This window comes from Acinetobacter sp. WY4, from assembly GCF_018438165.1.
In the GTDB taxonomy this organism is placed as follows: domain Bacteria; phylum Pseudomonadota; class Gammaproteobacteria; order Pseudomonadales; family Moraxellaceae; genus Acinetobacter.
The window spans coordinates 2,346,867-2,364,393 of record NZ_CP053947.1 but is presented as its reverse complement, the minus strand read 5'-3'; the positions used below and the strand labels follow the sequence as shown (position 1 = coordinate 2,364,393).

Sequence of the window (17,527 nt, the reverse complement as noted above, 5' to 3'; positions counted from 1 at the left end):
GCATGGCATGGATGTAAACCTCATAGGACAGGTGATCTATGCACATCCAAGCGCTTCAACTGAAACATACCCTGCATTTTTCCGACATTCAGCTCCAGTTTAATTATCCGCAATGCCCGGTCACCTTGATTCTGGGCAATCAGGGAACTGGCAAAACTACGCTTTTACGTTTTAGCTATCAGGCACTGACCTGGTTTGCAGCGCGTTATCGCGACAGCCGTGCCGCGGGTCTGGTGATGCAAGATCAGGACATCATGCAAAACCGGCTGCAATCCAAAATTGATATCCGGATCGGTTTTCCTGAAGAGATGGGCAGCTTGCCAGAATCCAGTCAGTCCGAGCCTACGAACCTACAAAGCTGTTCATGGCAAATCTACAAGACCCTAAACAGTCAGGGGCTGGGTTTTAGCAAAGCAGAAACCTCACAGCTTGAAAGCATGCTCAGCCTGTATCAGAAAGCCCGCTTGCACGATCCCCTGCTCGGTTTGCCGCTAATTGCCTATTATCCTGCTGAACGTTTTACCAATGAAGTCAATCTGCTCAGCAAAAATAACCCGGCCATTCTCCAGTCCGCACATGCTTATGAAATAGCTGCGATTCCTTTCACCACCTTTGCCCGTTTTTTTGAATGGTTTCGTGAAATCAGTGATATTGAAAATGCGCAAAGTGCTAAGCTTATGGATCAGATTTTGGCGCGTGCCTTACAGCAGCCAGAGGATATTCGCGGAGATGAACTGGCCCGGCAGATCGAGAAAGCCCAGGCACATCTGCATGCACCAAATCTCACCGCTTTAAAACAGGCGTTGTCACTGATCCTGCCAGAAGTCAGCCAGATTTATTTAAAATACCAGCCCAAGCTGCAACTGATGGTGACCTATCAGCAACAGACCTTTAGCTTCCAGCAACTGCCCAACAGTATCCGCAACTGGATTGCACTGGTGGGTGATATTGTGCGGCGTCTTTGCCTATTGAATCCCAAAAGTTTATTTCCGTGTCAGGAAGGTACAGGCGTTTTGTTGATTGATGCAATTGATCATCAACTGGATCAGGAGATGGCAGCAGTGATCCTATCACGCCTGCATCAGGCTTTTCCTAACTTGCAGATTATTACGACCGGCAACCGACCTGAATTGCTGGAACAGGCACACGCTTTTCAATATCTGAAACTGGAAAATAAACAGCTGCACCCCATTCACCTTGAAAGTATGAAAACCCAGTTTGATCAGATCTACGCAGAGCTGGAATTGCAGCGAAATAGAGATATTTCACCCGAAGATACTTTAATGGAAACGGTCACTGAACCCGTCACACCACTTGCTGTATTGCAAATGATTCAGCAACAGTTAAATCCGGAGCAACAGCAGGAACTGCTAGCCCTACTTGCTCAGGAGCATCATCCGACGCTACCTCAGTCGCTCTAAACAGATTCAAAAAAATAAGCGCGATTGTTTGAGTCAATAAGGGAGCTTTTCAGCATTCTGTTTTTGCCAGGATTGAACTGTTTTGAGTCAAATTTACAATCAATGCCTGCAATTTAATCTTAATTTTCGGTCACTTCTGGATGATCTGTTTAAGCATGCAGCGCCTGTTAAAACCGAGCCGGCGTATAATTTATAAGTTCGACATAAAAACGTTGATGTTGTTGTTATCCTGTAATATGATCGGTTTTATTTGCGAATTTCATTGTAAAATCGGAATTTGCTATCGTTTATAAGTTGCGCAATACAACTGTTTTATATTCTTTTTGAATATTCTTTTGGCTTTCAAGATTGAGAAGTTTGGGTCGCTCCTTGTGGTCCTGTAGTCCTTGAAAGATAAAGATTCACCTTAGGTTGGTCACAACCTAAATCATGACAATGGATACGAGTGTGCTGCCGATTATTATATTGTTACCGTTAGTATTAGGCACAACCCTTGTCTCGTGGCTGAAACAATTTTCGCGCGGGGTAACGGCTTTAGGGGCAATTGGTGTCAGCCTCAGCAGTTTCTTATTATTATTGAGTCAGGCGCCCGCCATATTTGATGGTGCAGTGATTACCCAGACCTGGTCCTGGCTGCCCCAGCTCGGCATCGATTTCAGTTTTCGCCTGGATTCTCTGGGACTGCTGTTTGCCTTGCTGATCAGCGGAATTGGTACACTGATTTATATTTATGCCTATTATTATCTCAATCCAAAAAATTCACTGAGCAAACTGTATCTCCTGCTGATGCTATTTATGGCGGCGATGCTCGGAATTTCATTGTCGAATAACCTGATTATCTTATTGATTTTCTGGGAACTGACTAGTATTTCATCCTTCCTGCTGGTGGGTTACTGGAGCAATTACGAAGCGGCGCAACGTGGCTCACGTATGGCCCTGACCATTACCGGAATGGGTGGTCTGGCGATGCTGGGCGGTTTTGTCCTGCTTGGTCAAATCACCGGCACTTATCAGCTTGACCAAATCCTGATGATGACTGAACAGATTCAGTCCCATCATTTATTTGTTCCAACCCTGTTGCTGATTTTACTCGGTGCCTTTACCAAGAGTGCGCAGTTCCCGTTTCACTTCTGGTTACCGAATGCCATGGCTGCACCGACACCGGTCTCTGCCTATTTGCACTCGGCCACCATGGTCAAAGCCGGTTTATTCCTGGTCGCACGTTTGCTCCCGATCTTTGCCGGTGCTGCACTGTTTCATAATATTGTGACCTTTGTTGGTCTATTTACCCTGTGTATGGCCGCCTTCTTTGCCATTTTTAAGGAAGACCTGAAAGGCTTACTTGCCTATTCAACCATCAGCCATTTAGGCCTGATCATGTGTCTGCTGGGGATTGGTTCACCACTGGCCGTTGCAGCAGCGATTTTCCATATTATTAACCACGCCACCTTTAAAGCGGCACTGTTTATGATTGCCGGCATCATCGATCATGAATCCGGTACCCGTGACTTGCGTAAACTGTCTGGCCTATGGCAATTACTGCCATTTACCGCCACGCTGACCATGATCACGGCAGCATCCATGGCGGGTGTACCGTTGACCAATGGTTTCCTGTCCAAGGAAATGTTCTTTACCGAACTGGTCGCCAGCTTGAGTGGTCCACTTATGGTCGGCTCTGCTATTGTCGCGACACTGGCCGGGATTTTTGCGGTGGCTTATTCCATTCGACTGGTGCATGGAGTCTTTTTCGATGGTCCGCTAGGCAAGCAGGTCCCGAATAAAGATGCACATGAACCTGCCTTTGGTATGCGCGCACCGGCCACTTTGTTAGCAATTTTATGTATTTTAGTCGGTCTATTACCGGCTCTTCTGGTGGAAAAAATTGTCAACAGCACTACTCAAGCCACCACCCAGAATTTTGCCTTTGAAGGCACTCATCTGGCGCTTTGGCATGGTTTCAACCTGCCGCTGCTGATGAGTGTGATCGCTCTGCTCGGCGGAATAATCTTTTACTTTTCTCTCGCCAAAGGTGGCGCCTTACGTGAAATCGACTTGGATCCAAAACTGGGCCGCTTACAGGGCCGAGTGCTGTTCGACCTGTTTTTGAAAAATTTGCTGCTGAATTCACGCCGTTTCCGCCGTGCCACTGAAAATGGCAAATTGCAAAGCTATTTATTGTGGATTGTAATTTTTACCGTCGGGCTGGTGGGGTTCCCATTACTCAGCAATGCGGTGGGTACGGGTACGCGCGAGCTGACCCATGCCCCTGCCCTGGCGATTATCCTGTGGTTACTGCTGTTCTCCGCCTGCTGGATGCTGCTGTGGTTCCATCATGAGCGCATTAAAGCGGTACTCATTAGCGGTGCAGTCGGTCTGGTCGTCACCATGGTCTTTATCGGCTTCTCGGCTCCCGATCTGGCGCTGACCCAGATTACGGTCGATGTGGTCACCACTGTTCTGCTACTGATGAGTTTATCTTTACTGCCACAATTAACTCCGTATGAATCGAGTCCGACCCGTCGCTGGCGCGATGCCATTATTGCCTTGGGCGGCGGTCTCGGGATTGCGGCAATTGCCTGGCTGATCATGACCCGTGATCACAATTCCATTTCATGGTTCTTCCTGCAACAGTCCATTCCTCTGGGCGGCGGAACCAATGTGGTGAATGTGATTCTGGTCGACTTCCGTGGTTTCGATACCTTCGGCGAAATTACTGTACTGGGCATTGCAGCCATTGGTGTTCTGAGCCTAATGGATGGCATGCGTGCGCATGGTACCACCATGACGCAGGGCCTGACCTATCGTTTTAATCCTTCCCCGCTGATGTTACGTATTACCGCATCCTGGATTTTGCCGGTCGCGCTCGTAGTCAGCCTGTATATCTTTATGCGTGGCCATAACCTGCCAGGCGGTGGATTCATTGCCGGACTGGTGACTTCACTGGCACTTATTATTCAATATATTGCAGTGGGACAGGACAAAACCGAACAGTTGCTGGGTGCGAAATCCGGTCGCCTGTATGAAATCTGGATTGGAGTCGGCTTAACGATTGCAGGATTAACCGGAATCGCGGCCTGGTTCTGGTCACGTCCATTCCTGACCAGTGCACATATTTATGTCTCTCCGCCTATTATTGGAGAAATGCATTTAGCTTCGGCTGCGCTATTCGATGTCGGCGTCTATGTCACTGTCGTCGGTGCCACCATGCTGATGATTTCAGTCTTGGGCGATTCACGTCACTCCAGCATGTCTGGCCCAGTACCAAGAGGATAATAGAATGATGAGTTTAGAATTTTTATTAGCCTCCGCGATTGGCCTGCTGACAGCCACAGGCATTTATCTGATCCTGCGTGCCCGTACCTTCCCGGTGGTATTGGGCTTGGCCATGATTGGTTATGCGGTCAACCTGTTTTTATTTGCCATGGGCCGGATTCAGATGAATTCGCCTGCAGTATTAACCGAAGCTTCGAATGTGACCGACCCTCTTCCTCAGGCACTGGTGCTGACGGCCATCGTGATTGGCTTTGCCACCACTGCCTTTATTGTCCAACTGGCACTGCGTAGCCGCTACGAATCAGGAACAGACCACGTTGACTCAAAAGAAGATATCCCCCAGATTGATCCACGTGAGGATGAGCCTTAATGACTGATCTTCTCAATTTCTGGACTCAACATACTCCTATTTTTAGTATTCTTTTGCCGGCCTTTACCGCTTTTGCCCTGGTACTTTTGGGAAATCCGGGTGCAGGCTCTCTGATCACGGACTGGCGTCAACCCTGGCGTCGTGGTATCAGCCATCTCTCGGGAATCTTGGGCCTGATCATTGCCGTTAGCTATCTGATAAACAGCAGCGAGGGCCAAATCAGCGTATACACCCTCAGCGAATGGGCAGCACCATTTGGAATCGTGCTGGTGCTGGATCAGCTCTCGGCCATGATGTTGGTATTGACCTATGCACTCGCCTTGCCTGTGGTCTGGTATGCCAGCAAAGAATGGGACTTACGCGGCCGTTATTTCCATGCCATGGTGCATTTCCTGCTCATGGGTCTGACTGGTGCATTCCTGACCGGCGATTTGTTCAACCTGTTTGTGTTCTTTGAAATTCTGCTGATGGCGTCTTATGTACTGCTGTTGCATGGACAAGGCAAGGCACGTTTTCAGCTGGGAATTCATTATGTCACCATTAACCTGCTGGCATCTGCGCTATTCCTGATTGGACTCGGGATGATTTATGGCAGTGTCGGTAGCCTGAATATGGCCGATGTGGCCCGTTTGATGCCAACCCTTGCAGAAGATCAGCATAAACTGGCGGTTGCTGGTGGCTTGATGCTGTTTGTGGTGTTTGGAATCAAAGCAGCAATGCTGCCGGTGGGTTTCTGGTTACCCAAAACCTATGCAGTAGCCACGACTCCTGTTGCCGCGCTCTTTACCATCATGACCAAAGTCGGAATTTATGCGATTTTGCGGATTAATGGAACTGTTTTTGATGACGAATATAGTCATCAAATTCTGATGAACTGTCTGCTGGTAATTGGTCTGGTCACATCTGTCTATGGTGTGATTTGTGCGATTGGCACCGAACGTCTGCGCCGTTTTGTCGGTTTTATGGTGCTGTCTTCAGTCGGAACGATTCTGGTGGCCATTGGGCTGAATAATACTGCGGCTTGGGCTGGTGCACTATATTACCTGGTACACAGCACCCTGATTGCGGCCGCCTTTTATATTCTGTCGGGCTGGATTACCTCGCAGCGCGGTGAATTTAAAGATCATTTTAAAATCGCCCCATTGATGAAACAGAATAAGTTGGTTTCGATCGTCTATTTCATCATCGCCTTGATGATGGCAGGCCTGCCACCGTTTAGTGGATTCTTCGGTAAAGTCTTTATTTTGCAGGCTTCCGCCCATTCAGACTATCAGATGATCATTATTCTGACCATTTTGCTGGTAAGTTTCCTCAGTATTCTGGCCTTTACCCGAGTCGGTTTTATCCTGTTCTGGCGTTCGTCCAGACCTGAAGATGATCTTGATTCTGAAGAGTTTCATAAATATGAAGCCCTGCCAAGTAAGGCGCCGGCACGCAATGACCGGGTGATTTATATATTGCTGGCAGGCTTAACCGCCTACGTGGTGTTTGCCGGACCGATTTATCAATATAATTATCAGACTGCGGAACAGATCAAAAACAATTCGGTCTATGAAGCCGCGCTGTTAAAACCGGATGCAGAAGGTCAGTTTATTAGCGTCCAGCCATTCGATCCGAAGTATTTGCCAGAAACCAAATATGGTGGTGAGGTGATAGATCCCAATGCGCATCTAATTCCTTATGTGATTTCAGAAGCGACCTTGAAGGGTGAACATATTTCAGAATTCAAGCAACGCCAGATTGACCAGCAGCATATTGAACAGACCGAATATGATGATAATCAACTTAAACCGCCGGAGGGACCTTAATGGCTGAATCATTATTTCAACGCTGGTTCCCGCATCCGCTGGTTTCTGTGATTGTGGGACTGAGCTGGGTTTTACTGGCACACAGCCTGGACGCTGGAACATTGCTGATGGCCTTGTTACTCGCGGTGATCATTCCACGTATGGTCGAACCCTTTATTGACTATACCCCGAATATCCAGTGGACTCCTGCCCTGCGCCTGTTCTTTGTCGTAGTTTGGGACATTGTTGTAGCCAATATTAAAGTGGCCAAACTGGTGCTAGGACCGACGAAGAATCTGCATCCAAAATGGTTCCGTGTACCTTTAGACACCGAACATGAAGAAGTCAACACCTTGCTGGCGATGATTATTACCACCACACCGGGCACGGTATCTGCAGGGATTGACCAGGATCGTGGTGATATTCTGGTGCATGCCTTAAGCACAGATGATGAAGCGGCCGAAATCGCGCTAATTAAGCAGCGCTATGAACGCCCGCTCATTGAGATTTTTAATGCACGATCAGGAGAAAAAGCATGACGATTCTACCTTATGCATTATTGATTTGTCTGGGTGCGGTCACCATCTCCATGTTACTGTGTCTGATCCGTCTGATTACCGGTCCCTCTATTGTTGACCGCCTGTTGGCACTGGACACCCTGTTTCTGAATGCCACCTGCCTGGTGGTGATTTTAGGCATTTACTGGAGCAGCACCTTTCTGTTTGAAGGCGCTCTCTTGGTCGCGATGCTGGGCTTTGTCTCTACCGCAGCCTTGGCGCGTTATTTTACCACTGGCCATGTCATCGACTAGGAGTTTTTAAATGTCTTTAATTTTAGAAATACTGGTGTCGATTTTTCTATTGATTGGTGCTTTCTTTATGCTGGTTGGGGGAATTGGGATGGTGCGCTTGCCCGATCTGTTCATGCGTCTGCATGCACCAACCAAATCCAGTACCTTGGGCCTCGGCAGCTTTTTAATTGCAGCAATTATTTTCTCTGCCATGTATGGCCGTTTCGGCTTTGCTGAAGTGCTGATTACCCTGTTTGCCTTTATTACTGCGCCGGTATCCGCCAATCTGATGGCACAGGCTGCATTGCATTTGCGGTTACGCTCTTTGAGTGGCGAAGTGCCGGAGACGCTGGAACGTCCCCTGCCCTGGCAGCGTTCACGCCGTCGTACCTTTTATGAAAAGAAAATCAATCGCAATGATGATTTAGATTAATTGAACAAGCAATTCAAGTTCTTTTAAATCTAAAAAAATCTAGAGATAAAAAAAGCCACCCGAAGGTGGCTTTTTTAGTCCTAAGACTTATTCATCATCTTTTTTTGCTTCAGCTTCAGGTAAGTCCTTCACAGCTTCAGCGATCAGGCCAAACATATAGTTGCCATATGCATTGGTCTTATCGTAATGGAAACGTAGACGAGGTGTAATACGGGTTTTGATACGACGACTCAGCTCGTGGCGCAAGAAACCAGATGCTTTGTTCAACACATCCAAAGTTTCTTTATTGGCTTCTTGGCTTTGCTCATCGCCAAGTTCACGTCCCATCACAGTGACATAAACTTCCGCATATCCCAGGTCTGGGCTCACCTTCACCGCAGAGATGGTCACAAGACCACCTAAGCGTGGATCTTTCAGCTCCTGACGGATCAGTTCTGACAACTCGCGTTGTACTGTATCCGCCATACGCTTCAGACGTTGACTACCCGCCATTAAAGACTCCGTTTAATCAGTTGAACATCGTACACTTCGATCTTATCAAGTGCTTTGATGTCTTTATAGCCTTTCACCGCAAGACCACATTCCATACCGGCACGAACTTCTTCAACCACTTCTTTGTAGCGACGAAGAGATTCAAGCTCGCCCTGGAACACAACCACATCATCACGTAATACGCGAATCGGTTTGTTACGATGCAATACGCCTTCAAGGACCATACAGCCCGCGGCCGCACCAAACTTACTTGAGTGGAATACTTCACGTACTTGTGCAACACCCAGAATCGTTTCACGATGTTCTGGTGCAAGCTTACCGCTCATTGCTGCTTTCACATCATCAATCAATTGATAGATGATTGAGTAGTAACGAATGTCGATACTGTCTGCATCTGCTTTTTGACGCGCAGCGTTGTCCGCACGTACGTTAAAGCCGAGTAAAACTGCTTCTGAAGATTCAGCCAGTGTCACGTCAGACTCAGTGATCGCACCTACACCAGAACCGATGATACGTACTTTAACTTCGTCAGTCGCAAGCTCAGCAAGTGCAACGTGTAATGCTTCTAAGGTACCGCGTACGTCAGTTTTCAACACAACGTTCACAATCGGCACATCTTTCTTGCCCATAGACGCCATGATGTTTTCAAGACGCATTGCAGATTGACGCTCAAGACGTTTCTGACGTTCACGATCCATACGTGCATCGGCAACTTCACGTGCTTTCTTCTCGTCGCTCACCACAAGAACTTCGTCACCCGCCATTGGTGCTTCTGGAAGACCCAGAATTTCCACTGGAATCGAAGGACCTGCAGATTTGATACGCTGACCATTTTCATCCGTCATCGCACGAACGCGACCATAAGATGAACCAGCAAGAACAAGATCACCTACTTTCAATGTACCGTTTTGAACCAGAATAGACGTTACCGCACCACGGCTGTTGTCTACACGTGCTTCAATTACAACACCTTGTGCAGCACCTTCTTCAGATGCTTTAAGCTCTAGAAGTTCAGCTTGAATCGAAATAATATCAAGAAGTTCATCAATGCCTTGACCAGTATGTGCAGAAACCATTGCCACTGGAACGTCACCACCCCATTGTTCTGGCACGATTTCTTTCACAGTCAATTCATTCAGAACGCGATCTGGATCAGCAGATTCTTTATCCATCTTGTTGATTGCAACAATGATTGGTGTACCTGCAGCACGTGCATGGTCAATTGCTTCTGCAGTTTGTGGCATTACACCATCATCTGCTGCAACAACTAGAACCACGATATCTGTTGCTTTCGCACCACGTGAACGCATTGCAGTAAATGCTGCGTGTCCCGGAGTATCAAGGAATGTAATCATACCTTTATCAGTAGTTACATGGTAAGCACCGATATGCTGGGTAATACCGCCTGCTTCGCCAGCAGCCACTTTGGCACGACGAATACGGTCAAGCAGTGATGTTTTACCATGGTCAACGTGACCCATAATGGTAACAACAGGCGCACGCGTAGATTGCGCACCACGTGCTTCTTCAGCTGCTTCAAGCAAGTTATCTTCAGCTTGTGTATCAGAAACTAGTACCGGATTATGGCCCATTTCTTCAACAACAAGTGCAGCAATTTCCTGATCAATTGCCTGGTTCTGAGTAACCAATTCACCCATTTTCATGAGTGATTTAATCACTTCACGAACCTTAACTGCCATTTTCGCAGCCAAGTCAGCAACGACAATCGTTTCACCGATTTCAACATCGTAAACCTGTTTTTTCACAGGTTTTTCGAAGCCGTGCTTGTTGCCTTGACTGGTTTTTAAACCGCGCTTAGGCTGTTTGCTGAAGCTTTGCTCTTCCTGACCACGACGACCACCTTTTTTAGGTGCACGCGCGCTCGGCGTATTCGTACCACGTTTGATTTCGCGGTCTTCTTTGGCAAAAGAGTCTTCATATGCCTGACCAACAAGGCCGGCAGCCAGAGGAGAATCATCAACAACACGAATCGTTGCAGTGGTATCTTCCGCGGTGTACTTGGACGCCATTTGACGCATTTGTTCAAGCGTACGTTGCTGCGCTTCTTCAGCCGCTTTACGACGTGCCGCTTCTTCAACAGCTTTTAATTTTGCTGCTTCTGCTTCACGTGCCTTTTTCTGTTCAGCGGTTTCAGTTGGTTTAACAACTTGCTTCACAATCGGCTTGTTGGTTGATTTGCGTTTTACCACAACTGCAGCTTTAGAAACTTCTTGCTTGTCGCTGGTTTGCTTTGCAGCAGCACGCATCGCTTCTAGAGCTTTATTCGCGTTATTTACGCCAGTTTTTGGAGCTTCAGCAGAAGCAGCTTGCGCTGTATTCTGTTCAGGCGCAGCTTTGGCCTGTTGCTCAGCCTTGGCTTTCGCCAATGCTTCTGCTTTGATCTGTTCTGGATCCGGCTTAACAAATGTATGCTTCTTGCGAACTTCTACATTAATCGTTTTCGCCTTACCTGAAGTACTGGCTACTTTAGCCGTACTAGTCGTTTTACGTTTCAACGTGATTTGCCCTGCTTGGCTTTCTGAACCCTGTGACTTTTTCACATGGCTCATCAAGCTGTCTTGTTGTTCGGTGGTAATAATATCGTCAGCTTTACGCTGTGGTAAACCTGCCTCACGAACCTGCTCTAGGAGCTTCTCAACTGGACGACCCACATTGAGGGCTAACTCTTTAATCGACTTGTCCGTCATATACTACCTCCTAGTTAAACCATGATTCGCGCGCTTTCATAATGAGTTGACCTGCTTTCTCAGCACCCAAACCTTCAATATCTTCGATATCGTCAGTCGCCTGATCTGCTAAATCATCCACTGTTACCACACCACGAGCTGCTAGCGCTTGCGCGATCTCTACTGTCATGCCTTCCATTGCAACAAGTTCTTCACTTGGCGCTTGTATGTTCTCTTGCTGTTGTAATGCATCAGCAAGTGCAATTTCTTTCGCACGGCTTTGCAGTAGTTCAACCAGTTCCGCATCCAGTTCGATTTCATCAAACGTTTCTGCAGGGACATAAGCAATTTCTTCAAGCGAGGTGAAGCCCATTTCTACCAATGCCATCGCCAAATCTTCCGCGATATCCAGACGGGTAACAAACATGTCTAAATATTGTTGCGCTTCGTTTTGTTGACGGGCGTAGTATTCCTCTTCCAGCATCATGTCCAGCTTGTAGCCAGTCAATTCAGATGCCAGACGAACGTTCTGACCTTGTGAACCAATCGCACGTGCCAGCTGATCGCTGGTTGCGAAAATAATGTCGGCAGTACGTGCATCTTCATCAATGACAATACTCGATACATCTGCTGGTTCCAATGCACTTGCGATATATTGCGCAGGATCATCCGACCAAACTACGACATCAATACGCTCGCCATTGAGCTCTTGCTGTACAGCTTGAATACGGGTACCACGCATACCAATACAAGCACCCACCGGGTCAATACGGTGGTCATTGGTTTTCACTGCAATTTTAGCACGAACGCCTGGTTGGCGAGCCGCAGCTTTAATTTCAATGATTTCTTCAGAAATCTCAGGGATTTCTTTCTTCATCAATGCAATCAGCATATCCGGTTTAGCACGTGACAGTTGTAACTGCGCACCACGACCTTCACGGTTGACATTGAACAGAATCGCATTCACGCGTTGCTTCGGACGAAGGATTTCTTTCGGAATCATTTCTTCACGAGCAAGATACGCTTCAGCATTGTCACCTAGGTCAATGATAAAACCGTCTTTGGTTTGTTTTTTCACTTCACCGTAGATCAGCTCGCCGACTTTAGATTCGTAAGCATCAGCCACAAGTGCACGTTCTGCTTCACGGATCTTCTGTACGATCACTTGCTTGGCAATTTGCGCTGCAATACGACCGAAGTCAATCGATTCCACTTCAAGCTCACGAATGTCGCCAATCGACCATTTTGCCGGATCGACATCAGAGATGGCATCCTGACAAGCTGGCATTTCATGATCTTCGTCTGCAACCACTTCCCACTGACGGAAAGTACGATAGTCACCTGTTTTACGATCAATTTCCACACGTAAACGTGCTTCTTCCGAATGTGTTCCTTCGTAAAATTTTTTCTTTGTCGCAGCAACTAAAGCTTGCTCAAGCGCTTCAAAGATCGCTTCACGAGGTACACCTTTTTCGTTACTAACCGTTTCAACGACGGTCAGAATTTCACGTGCCATACGTCACCTATTCGTTAAATTTTTATTTATTCAATTAATCTTGGAAGACCAAATTTGCTTTATCGATATTGTGACTGTCGATCTCCAATACCTGTTGCTTTTCTACTTCAACCTGAATCATTTCATTTTCAAGATCGACAGCAACCAGTTTGGCCTGGAATTTACGACGGTTATCTACCGCACTGATCAAACGTAGTGCTAAGGTATGACCGATATAGCCTGACATCTGCTCGAGCTGGAAGAATGGACGGTCCCAGCCTGGCGAAGATACTTCAAGTGAATATTCACCCGAGATCGGATCATGAACATCCAGCATTGCGCCCACTTGCTGCGTGACACGCACACAATCCTGAACGCCAATACCACGCCCCTGCTCTTCTTCACCATCTTCATTGATTGCTGGTGCAACGCTCTCATCGACTGGCTTGTCGATGTAGATACGTAATAACGAACATTTACCCTGTGGCAGGAATTCAATCCCCCAAAGGTTTACATTACAGGCTTCAACTGCTGGTGCAATCAAGTCCTGAAGTGCTTGAGTTTTATTTGATAGCTTCATTTACTCTCGTCATCTGGTGCGATTTTATGATCTATTTGACCACTACAAACCAATACAAACTATAGTAGTAGTGAAACATGGAGATTTGACCAAATAATGTCGACACTACACGATAGCCAATAAAAAAGGGCGTAAATCGCCCCAATTAATGCACAATTTAAGATTTTTTCAAATCCCACTGTGCAAAAAGGCCCACCTTGTTGTGAGCCTCTTTTTAGAAACTTGGTAGCGGGAGCTGGATTTGAACCAACGACCTTCGGGTTATGAGCCCGACGAGCTACCAGACTGCTCCATCCCGCATCAACGTGCAAAAATTATATACAAAAGATGAGAACTTTTCAATCAAAACCACATCATTCTGCATATTTGTCATCTGTCACTGAAAAATTGGTAGTGGGAGCCGGATGTAAACCAACAACCTTCGCCAGTTTATAGAGGGTTGAGCCCGACAGGCCATCAACTAGATCTATAAATAACACTTACCAAACCATTTAAAATGGTAGCGGGAGCTGGATTTGAACCAACGACCTTCGGGTTATGAGCCCGACGAGCTACCAGACTGCTCCATCCCGCATCAGCGTACAAATAACTTTCAGTCTAAAGTACTTAAACTGCTTTTAAAGTTTGCATCTTTAAAAGATTGGTAGCGGGAGCTGGATTTGAACCAACGACCTTCGGGTTATGAGCCCGACGAGCTACCAGACTGCTCCATCCCGCAACAACATGCAAATTAAATTTCTCAACTTAAAACCTGTTTAAGCTGCCTCTTGAAAGTTTGCGTCTTTAAAAAGGATTGATTGGTAGCGGGAGCTGGATTTGAACCAACGACCTTCGGGTTATGAGCCCGACGAGCTACCAGACTGCTCCATCCCGCATCAATAGAAGTTTTTCAGCTGCATACACCAACTTAAATTTCTGGATTATAAGTTGGTGCGGAAGGGGGGACTTGAACCCCCACGCCCGAAAGCACTACCACCTCAAGGTAGCGTGTCTACCAATTCCACCACCACCGCAGCTGTGACGCATTCTAGTCGCATCACTGAAAAAAAGAAAGGACTAATTAAAACTATTCGGTCGTTTCTGGTGCAGTTGGTGAAGTTTCATTCGATTGCACAGGTGCGGTCGGCGCAGACTGAACCGATCCCAAACTATAGGCATTCGATGTTTGTTGCTTGGCTAAAATCGCCAAAGTCAGACTGGTCACGAAAAACAGTGCAGTAAAAATCGCAGTCAAACGGGTCATAAAATTACCCGAACCCGATGCTCCGAATACTGTCGCTGCACCACCGCCACCGAAAGAGGCACCAGCATCTGCACCTTTACCATGCTGAACCAAAATCAAGACAATCATCAAAACAGCTAAGATAATATGTACTACCAGCACAAAAGTTTGCATGCTGAACTCCTAATTATTGTGTATTTGCAAATGCATGAGCAATTTTATGGAACGACTCAGCATTGAGTGATGCACCACCGACCAATGCCCCATTGATATCTGGGCAGGCTGCTAACTCTACTGCATTTTCCGGCTTGACACTACCACCATATAAAATAGCCATAGTCTCGCCATAGCCCGTGATCTGGCTTAAACCTTGACGGATTTGTGCATGCATGGCCTGTGCATCTTCCGGAGAAGCGGTCTTACCAGTACCAATCGCCCAGATCGGCTCATAGGCAATCACGATATTTTTCCATTGCTCTGATTCAACCACAGCAGCAATATCACAAATTTGTTGCAATACTACAGCTTCTGCCTGCCCGGATTCACGTTGTTCCAGACTTTCACCCACACAATAAATTACCGTCAAACCGGCACTTAAAGCATTCTTGATTTTAGCATTTAAAATATCAGCATTTTCTGCAAATGTTTCACGGCGCTCGGAATGACCCACCAGTACATAGTGAATTTTGCTATCTGCGAGTAATTCAGCACTGACTTCACCGGTGTAGGCACCCGTTCCTGAAATACGTGAAACATCTTGTGCTACGGTATAAATCGGACGAACCGCAGATGACAGCTCTGCCTGAATCTGGCTTAAGGCAATGGCAATCGGTGCCACACCTAAATGACATTGATCTTCAGCAATCGGTGCAGTTTCCAACAAATTCTTAATACCACGCACCAAGCTCAATGCCTCTGCCTGCACCGGATTCATTTTCCAGTTACCTATCACCCAAGGGGTAATCGTCGAAACCGACATAATTAACCTATTTCATTTACATATTTTGAATTGGGCACATTCTACACGGAATTGGAAAATTAAAAGAATAGTTTTCTTATCACTCATTCTCGGTTTAGACTATCCAAAATGGTTATTTTTTGTTATCACTTAAAAAAATGAGGACTTCTTCCAACCAGTTCATGCTTTTACTGGAGATGAGGAAGCTAGCAGCACTCTTGGCTATGGTATTTTTACGTAACAAACGTATAATTTTAGTATAGCAATTAAAAGAATTTGATGAGTAGGCATTTATAGCATGACAGCATTACAGGGGTCGCCAAGATTTACCGGATTTATTCGTCGTTTGGTCGAGGAAGGCGTCATCTCGGCTGAAGATATGCGCAGTGCGTTGGCGCATGCCAAACAAGAAAAAATCGATATTGTGGCTGAGTTAATTAACCAGCAGCAACTTTCTCCAACCGTCATTGCTGAAACGATTTCAGTCGAATTTGGCGAACCGCTGTTTGATATCAGTGCCTATGATCCTGCTCAAATTCTTCGGGATGCGATTGATGAAAAGCTAATTACCAAGCATCGCATTCTGCCGATTTTTAAAAATTCCAGTATTTTATATGTTGCGACCAGTAACCCGACCAATATCGAAGCGATTGATGCAGTCCGTTTTTCAACTAAACTCAATATTGAAACGATTATTGTTGAACACAATAAACTTGAAAAACTGATCGAGCAGAATTTTACCGAAGAAAGCACGTTTGAGTTTGATGAAGACTTTGACTTAGATGTTGATGTCGAATCTGCTGATCCGAATAAAGAAGAGGATGAAAGCAATAAAGGTGATGAAGCACCAATTGTCAAATATATAAATAAGTTACTCATCGATGCGATCCGTATGGGGGCTTCAGACTTACATTTTGAACCTTATGAGAAAATCTATCGGGTACGTTACCGGGTCGATGGGGTATTACGCCAGATTGCAACACCACCACTACAGCTAGCAACTCGTTTATCTTCACGTCTTAAAGTCATGTCGCAAATGGACATTTCAGAAAAACGGGTACCGCAAGATGGTCGTATTAAATTAAAACTTTCTAAAAATAAAGCCATTGATTTCCGTGTCAACTCTCTCCCTACCCTGTTTGGCGAGAAGCTGGTACTGCGTATTCTGGATCCATCCAGTGCGATGCTGGGGATTGATGCTCTAGGCTATGAACCGGAACAAAAAGAACTGTTTATGCAGGCGCTGGACAAACCGCAAGGGATGCTGCTGATCACCGGCCCGACGGGTTCCGGTAAAACAGTTTCTCTTTACACCGGTCTGAATATCCTAAACCGTGAAGATACCAATATCTCAACTGCGGAAGATCCGGTCGAGATTAACTTGCAAGGCATTAATCAGGTCAACGTCAATAATAAAGTTGGCCTGACCTTCTCTGCCGCACTGAAGTCCTTCTTACGTCAAGACCCGGATATCGTGATGGTTGGTGAGATCCGGGATCTGGAAACTGCCGAGATTGCGATTAAAGCGGCGCAGACCGGTCATATGGTGATGTCGACGCTGCATACCAATAGTGCGCCTGAGACTTTGACCCGTTTACGCAATATGGGGGTGCCTTCTTTCAATATTGCTACTTCAGTCAACCTGGTCATTGCACAACGGTTGGCACGTCGTTTGTGTTCACAATGCAAGAAACCTGCCGATATTCCGAAACAAAGCTTACTGGAGATGGGTTTTACCGAAACCGACTTGCAGCAACCTGAGTTCCAAATTTATGAACCGGTGGGCTGCAATGAATGTCGTGAAGGCTATAAGGGTCGTGTGGGTATTTATGAAGTCATGAAAGTAACACCCGAAATTTCCAGAATTATTATGGAGGACGGCAATGCACTTGAAATTGCCGATGCTTCCGCACGTGCAGGTTTTAACAATTTACGCCGGTCAGGTTTAGTCAAGGTGATGCAGGGGGTGACTTCTTTACAGGAAGTCAATCGTGTCACCAGCGAATGATCGGGCGCTGA

At 46.4% G+C, this 17,527-nt stretch carries 14 protein-coding genes and 5 tRNA genes; 8 read left to right on the top strand and 11 right to left on the bottom strand.

What is annotated here, in order from left to right; all coding sequences use genetic code 11:
• Positions 1-38: 38 nt before the first annotated feature.
• The 7 genes from G4D73_RS11000 (at position 39) to G4D73_RS10970 (ending at position 8,074) form a co-directional block, all read left to right on the top strand.
• Positions 39-1,421 (top strand): ATP-binding protein, encoded by a 1,383-nt coding sequence (locus tag G4D73_RS11000; RefSeq protein ID WP_213686762.1) that lies wholly within the window; start codon positions 39-41, stop codon positions 1,419-1,421.
• A 435-nt stretch (positions 1,422-1,856) separates the two neighbouring features.
• Positions 1,857-4,694, top strand: a complete 2,838-nt coding sequence (locus G4D73_RS10995; RefSeq protein ID WP_213687745.1) for a monovalent cation/H+ antiporter subunit A — start codon at positions 1,857-1,859, stop codon at positions 4,692-4,694.
• 4 nt (positions 4,695-4,698) lie between these two features.
• Positions 4,699-5,064 carry a Na+/H+ antiporter subunit C gene (locus G4D73_RS10990; RefSeq protein WP_213686761.1) on the top strand — a complete coding sequence of 122 codons (366 nt, stop codon included), beginning with the start codon at positions 4,699-4,701 and terminating at the stop codon, positions 5,062-5,064.
• The gene (locus G4D73_RS10985) at positions 5,064-6,872 is read left to right on the top strand and encodes a monovalent cation/H+ antiporter subunit D (RefSeq protein WP_213686760.1); all 1,809 of its coding nucleotides are present in this window, start codon (positions 5,064-5,066) and stop codon (positions 6,870-6,872) included. The genes G4D73_RS10990 and G4D73_RS10985 overlap by 1 nt, the downstream gene beginning before the upstream one ends.
• Positions 6,872-7,390 (top strand): Na+/H+ antiporter subunit E, encoded by a 519-nt coding sequence (locus G4D73_RS10980; RefSeq protein WP_213686759.1) that lies wholly within the window; start codon positions 6,872-6,874, stop codon positions 7,388-7,390. Before G4D73_RS10985 ends, G4D73_RS10980 begins: the two co-directional genes overlap by 1 nt.
• Positions 7,387-7,662: a monovalent cation/H+ antiporter subunit F gene (locus G4D73_RS10975; protein ID WP_005108490.1), complete on the top strand. Its 276-nt coding sequence runs from the start codon at positions 7,387-7,389 to the stop codon at positions 7,660-7,662. Before G4D73_RS10980 ends, G4D73_RS10975 begins: the two co-directional genes overlap by 4 nt.
• 10 nt (positions 7,663-7,672) lie before the next feature.
• Positions 7,673-8,074, top strand: coding sequence for a Na+/H+ antiporter subunit G (locus G4D73_RS10970; protein ID WP_180180643.1), 402 nt, complete (start codon positions 7,673-7,675; stop codon positions 8,072-8,074).
• Between the two features lie 87 nt (positions 8,075-8,161).
• On the opposite strand, the gene G4D73_RS10965 is transcribed toward G4D73_RS10970, so the two are convergent.
• From G4D73_RS10965 to tpiA, 11 genes are all read right to left on the bottom strand, one after another.
• Entirely contained in the window at positions 8,162-8,566 is a 405-nt protein-coding gene (locus G4D73_RS10965; protein WP_004281108.1) for a ribosome-binding factor A, read from the bottom strand.
• The gene (gene infB / locus G4D73_RS10960) at positions 8,566-11,274 is read right to left on the bottom strand and encodes a translation initiation factor IF-2 (protein WP_114541781.1); all 2,709 of its coding nucleotides are present in this window, start codon (positions 11,272-11,274) and stop codon (positions 8,566-8,568) included. The genes G4D73_RS10965 and infB overlap by 1 nt, the downstream gene beginning before the upstream one ends.
• Positions 11,275-11,284: 10 nt before the next feature.
• Positions 11,285-12,769: a transcription termination factor NusA gene (nusA, locus tag G4D73_RS10955; RefSeq protein WP_004281105.1), complete on the bottom strand. Its 1,485-nt coding sequence runs from the start codon at positions 12,767-12,769 to the stop codon at positions 11,285-11,287.
• A 34-nt stretch (positions 12,770-12,803) separates the two neighbouring features.
• The gene (gene rimP, locus G4D73_RS10950; protein WP_213686758.1) at positions 12,804-13,328 is read right to left on the bottom strand and encodes a ribosome maturation factor RimP; all 525 of its coding nucleotides are present in this window, start codon (positions 13,326-13,328) and stop codon (positions 12,804-12,806) included.
• 223 nt (positions 13,329-13,551) lie between these two features.
• Positions 13,552-13,628, bottom strand: a tRNA-Met gene (locus G4D73_RS10945).
• Positions 13,629-13,825: 197 nt separating this feature from the next.
• Positions 13,826-13,902 (bottom strand) — tRNA-Met (locus G4D73_RS10940).
• A 67-nt stretch (positions 13,903-13,969) separates the two neighbouring features.
• Positions 13,970-14,046, bottom strand: a tRNA-Met gene (locus G4D73_RS10935).
• Positions 14,047-14,126: 80 nt separating this feature from the next.
• Positions 14,127-14,203, bottom strand: a tRNA-Met gene (locus G4D73_RS10930).
• Between the two features lie 53 nt (positions 14,204-14,256).
• Positions 14,257-14,341 (bottom strand) — tRNA-Leu (locus G4D73_RS10925).
• 53 nt (positions 14,342-14,394) lie between these two features.
• Positions 14,395-14,724, bottom strand: a complete 330-nt coding sequence (gene secG, locus G4D73_RS10920) for a preprotein translocase subunit SecG (protein WP_148334344.1) — start codon at positions 14,722-14,724, stop codon at positions 14,395-14,397.
• Between the two features lie 13 nt (positions 14,725-14,737).
• On the bottom strand, positions 14,738-15,529 hold the full coding sequence (gene tpiA, locus G4D73_RS10915) for a triose-phosphate isomerase (RefSeq protein WP_213686757.1): 792 nt from the start codon (positions 15,527-15,529) through the stop codon (positions 14,738-14,740).
• 277 nt (positions 15,530-15,806) lie between these two features.
• Here tpiA and pilB point away from each other — a divergent pair, with 277 nt between their 5' ends.
• Positions 15,807-17,516 carry a type IV-A pilus assembly ATPase PilB gene (gene pilB, locus G4D73_RS10910; RefSeq protein ID WP_213686756.1) on the top strand — a complete coding sequence of 570 codons (1,710 nt, stop codon included), beginning with the start codon at positions 15,807-15,809 and terminating at the stop codon, positions 17,514-17,516.
• The last annotated feature ends 11 nt before the right edge of the window (positions 17,517-17,527 follow it).

Bases quoted from the DNA above. Each gene is read 5' to 3' on its own strand.
- G4D73_RS11000 (WP_213686762.1), top strand. From the start codon at position 39: ATGCACATCCAAGCGCTTCAACTGAAACATACCCTGCATTTTTCCGAC.
- G4D73_RS10995 (WP_213687745.1), top strand. From the start codon at position 1,857: ATGGATACGAGTGTGCTGCCGATTATTATATTGTTACCGTTAGTATTA.
- G4D73_RS10990 (WP_213686761.1), top strand. From the start codon at position 4,699: ATGATGAGTTTAGAATTTTTATTAGCCTCCGCGATTGGCCTGCTGACA.
- G4D73_RS10985 (WP_213686760.1), top strand. From the start codon at position 5,064: ATGACTGATCTTCTCAATTTCTGGACTCAACATACTCCTATTTTTAGT.
- G4D73_RS10980 (WP_213686759.1), top strand. From the start codon at position 6,872: ATGGCTGAATCATTATTTCAACGCTGGTTCCCGCATCCGCTGGTTTCT.
- G4D73_RS10975 (WP_005108490.1), top strand. From the start codon at position 7,387: ATGACGATTCTACCTTATGCATTATTGATTTGTCTGGGTGCGGTCACC.
- G4D73_RS10970 (WP_180180643.1), top strand. From the start codon at position 7,673: ATGTCTTTAATTTTAGAAATACTGGTGTCGATTTTTCTATTGATTGGT.
- G4D73_RS10965 (WP_004281108.1), bottom strand. From the start codon at position 8,566: ATGGCGGGTAGTCAACGTCTGAAGCGTATGGCGGATACAGTACAACGC.
- infB (WP_114541781.1), bottom strand. From the start codon at position 11,274: ATGACGGACAAGTCGATTAAAGAGTTAGCCCTCAATGTGGGTCGTCCA.
- nusA (WP_004281105.1), bottom strand. From the start codon at position 12,769: ATGGCACGTGAAATTCTGACCGTCGTTGAAACGGTTAGTAACGAAAAA.
- rimP (WP_213686758.1), bottom strand. From the start codon at position 13,328: ATGAAGCTATCAAATAAAACTCAAGCACTTCAGGACTTGATTGCACCA.
- secG (WP_148334344.1), bottom strand. From the start codon at position 14,724: ATGCAAACTTTTGTGCTGGTAGTACATATTATCTTAGCTGTTTTGATG.
- tpiA (WP_213686757.1), bottom strand. From the start codon at position 15,529: ATGTCGGTTTCGACGATTACCCCTTGGGTGATAGGTAACTGGAAAATG.
- pilB (WP_213686756.1), top strand. From the start codon at position 15,807: ATGACAGCATTACAGGGGTCGCCAAGATTTACCGGATTTATTCGTCGT.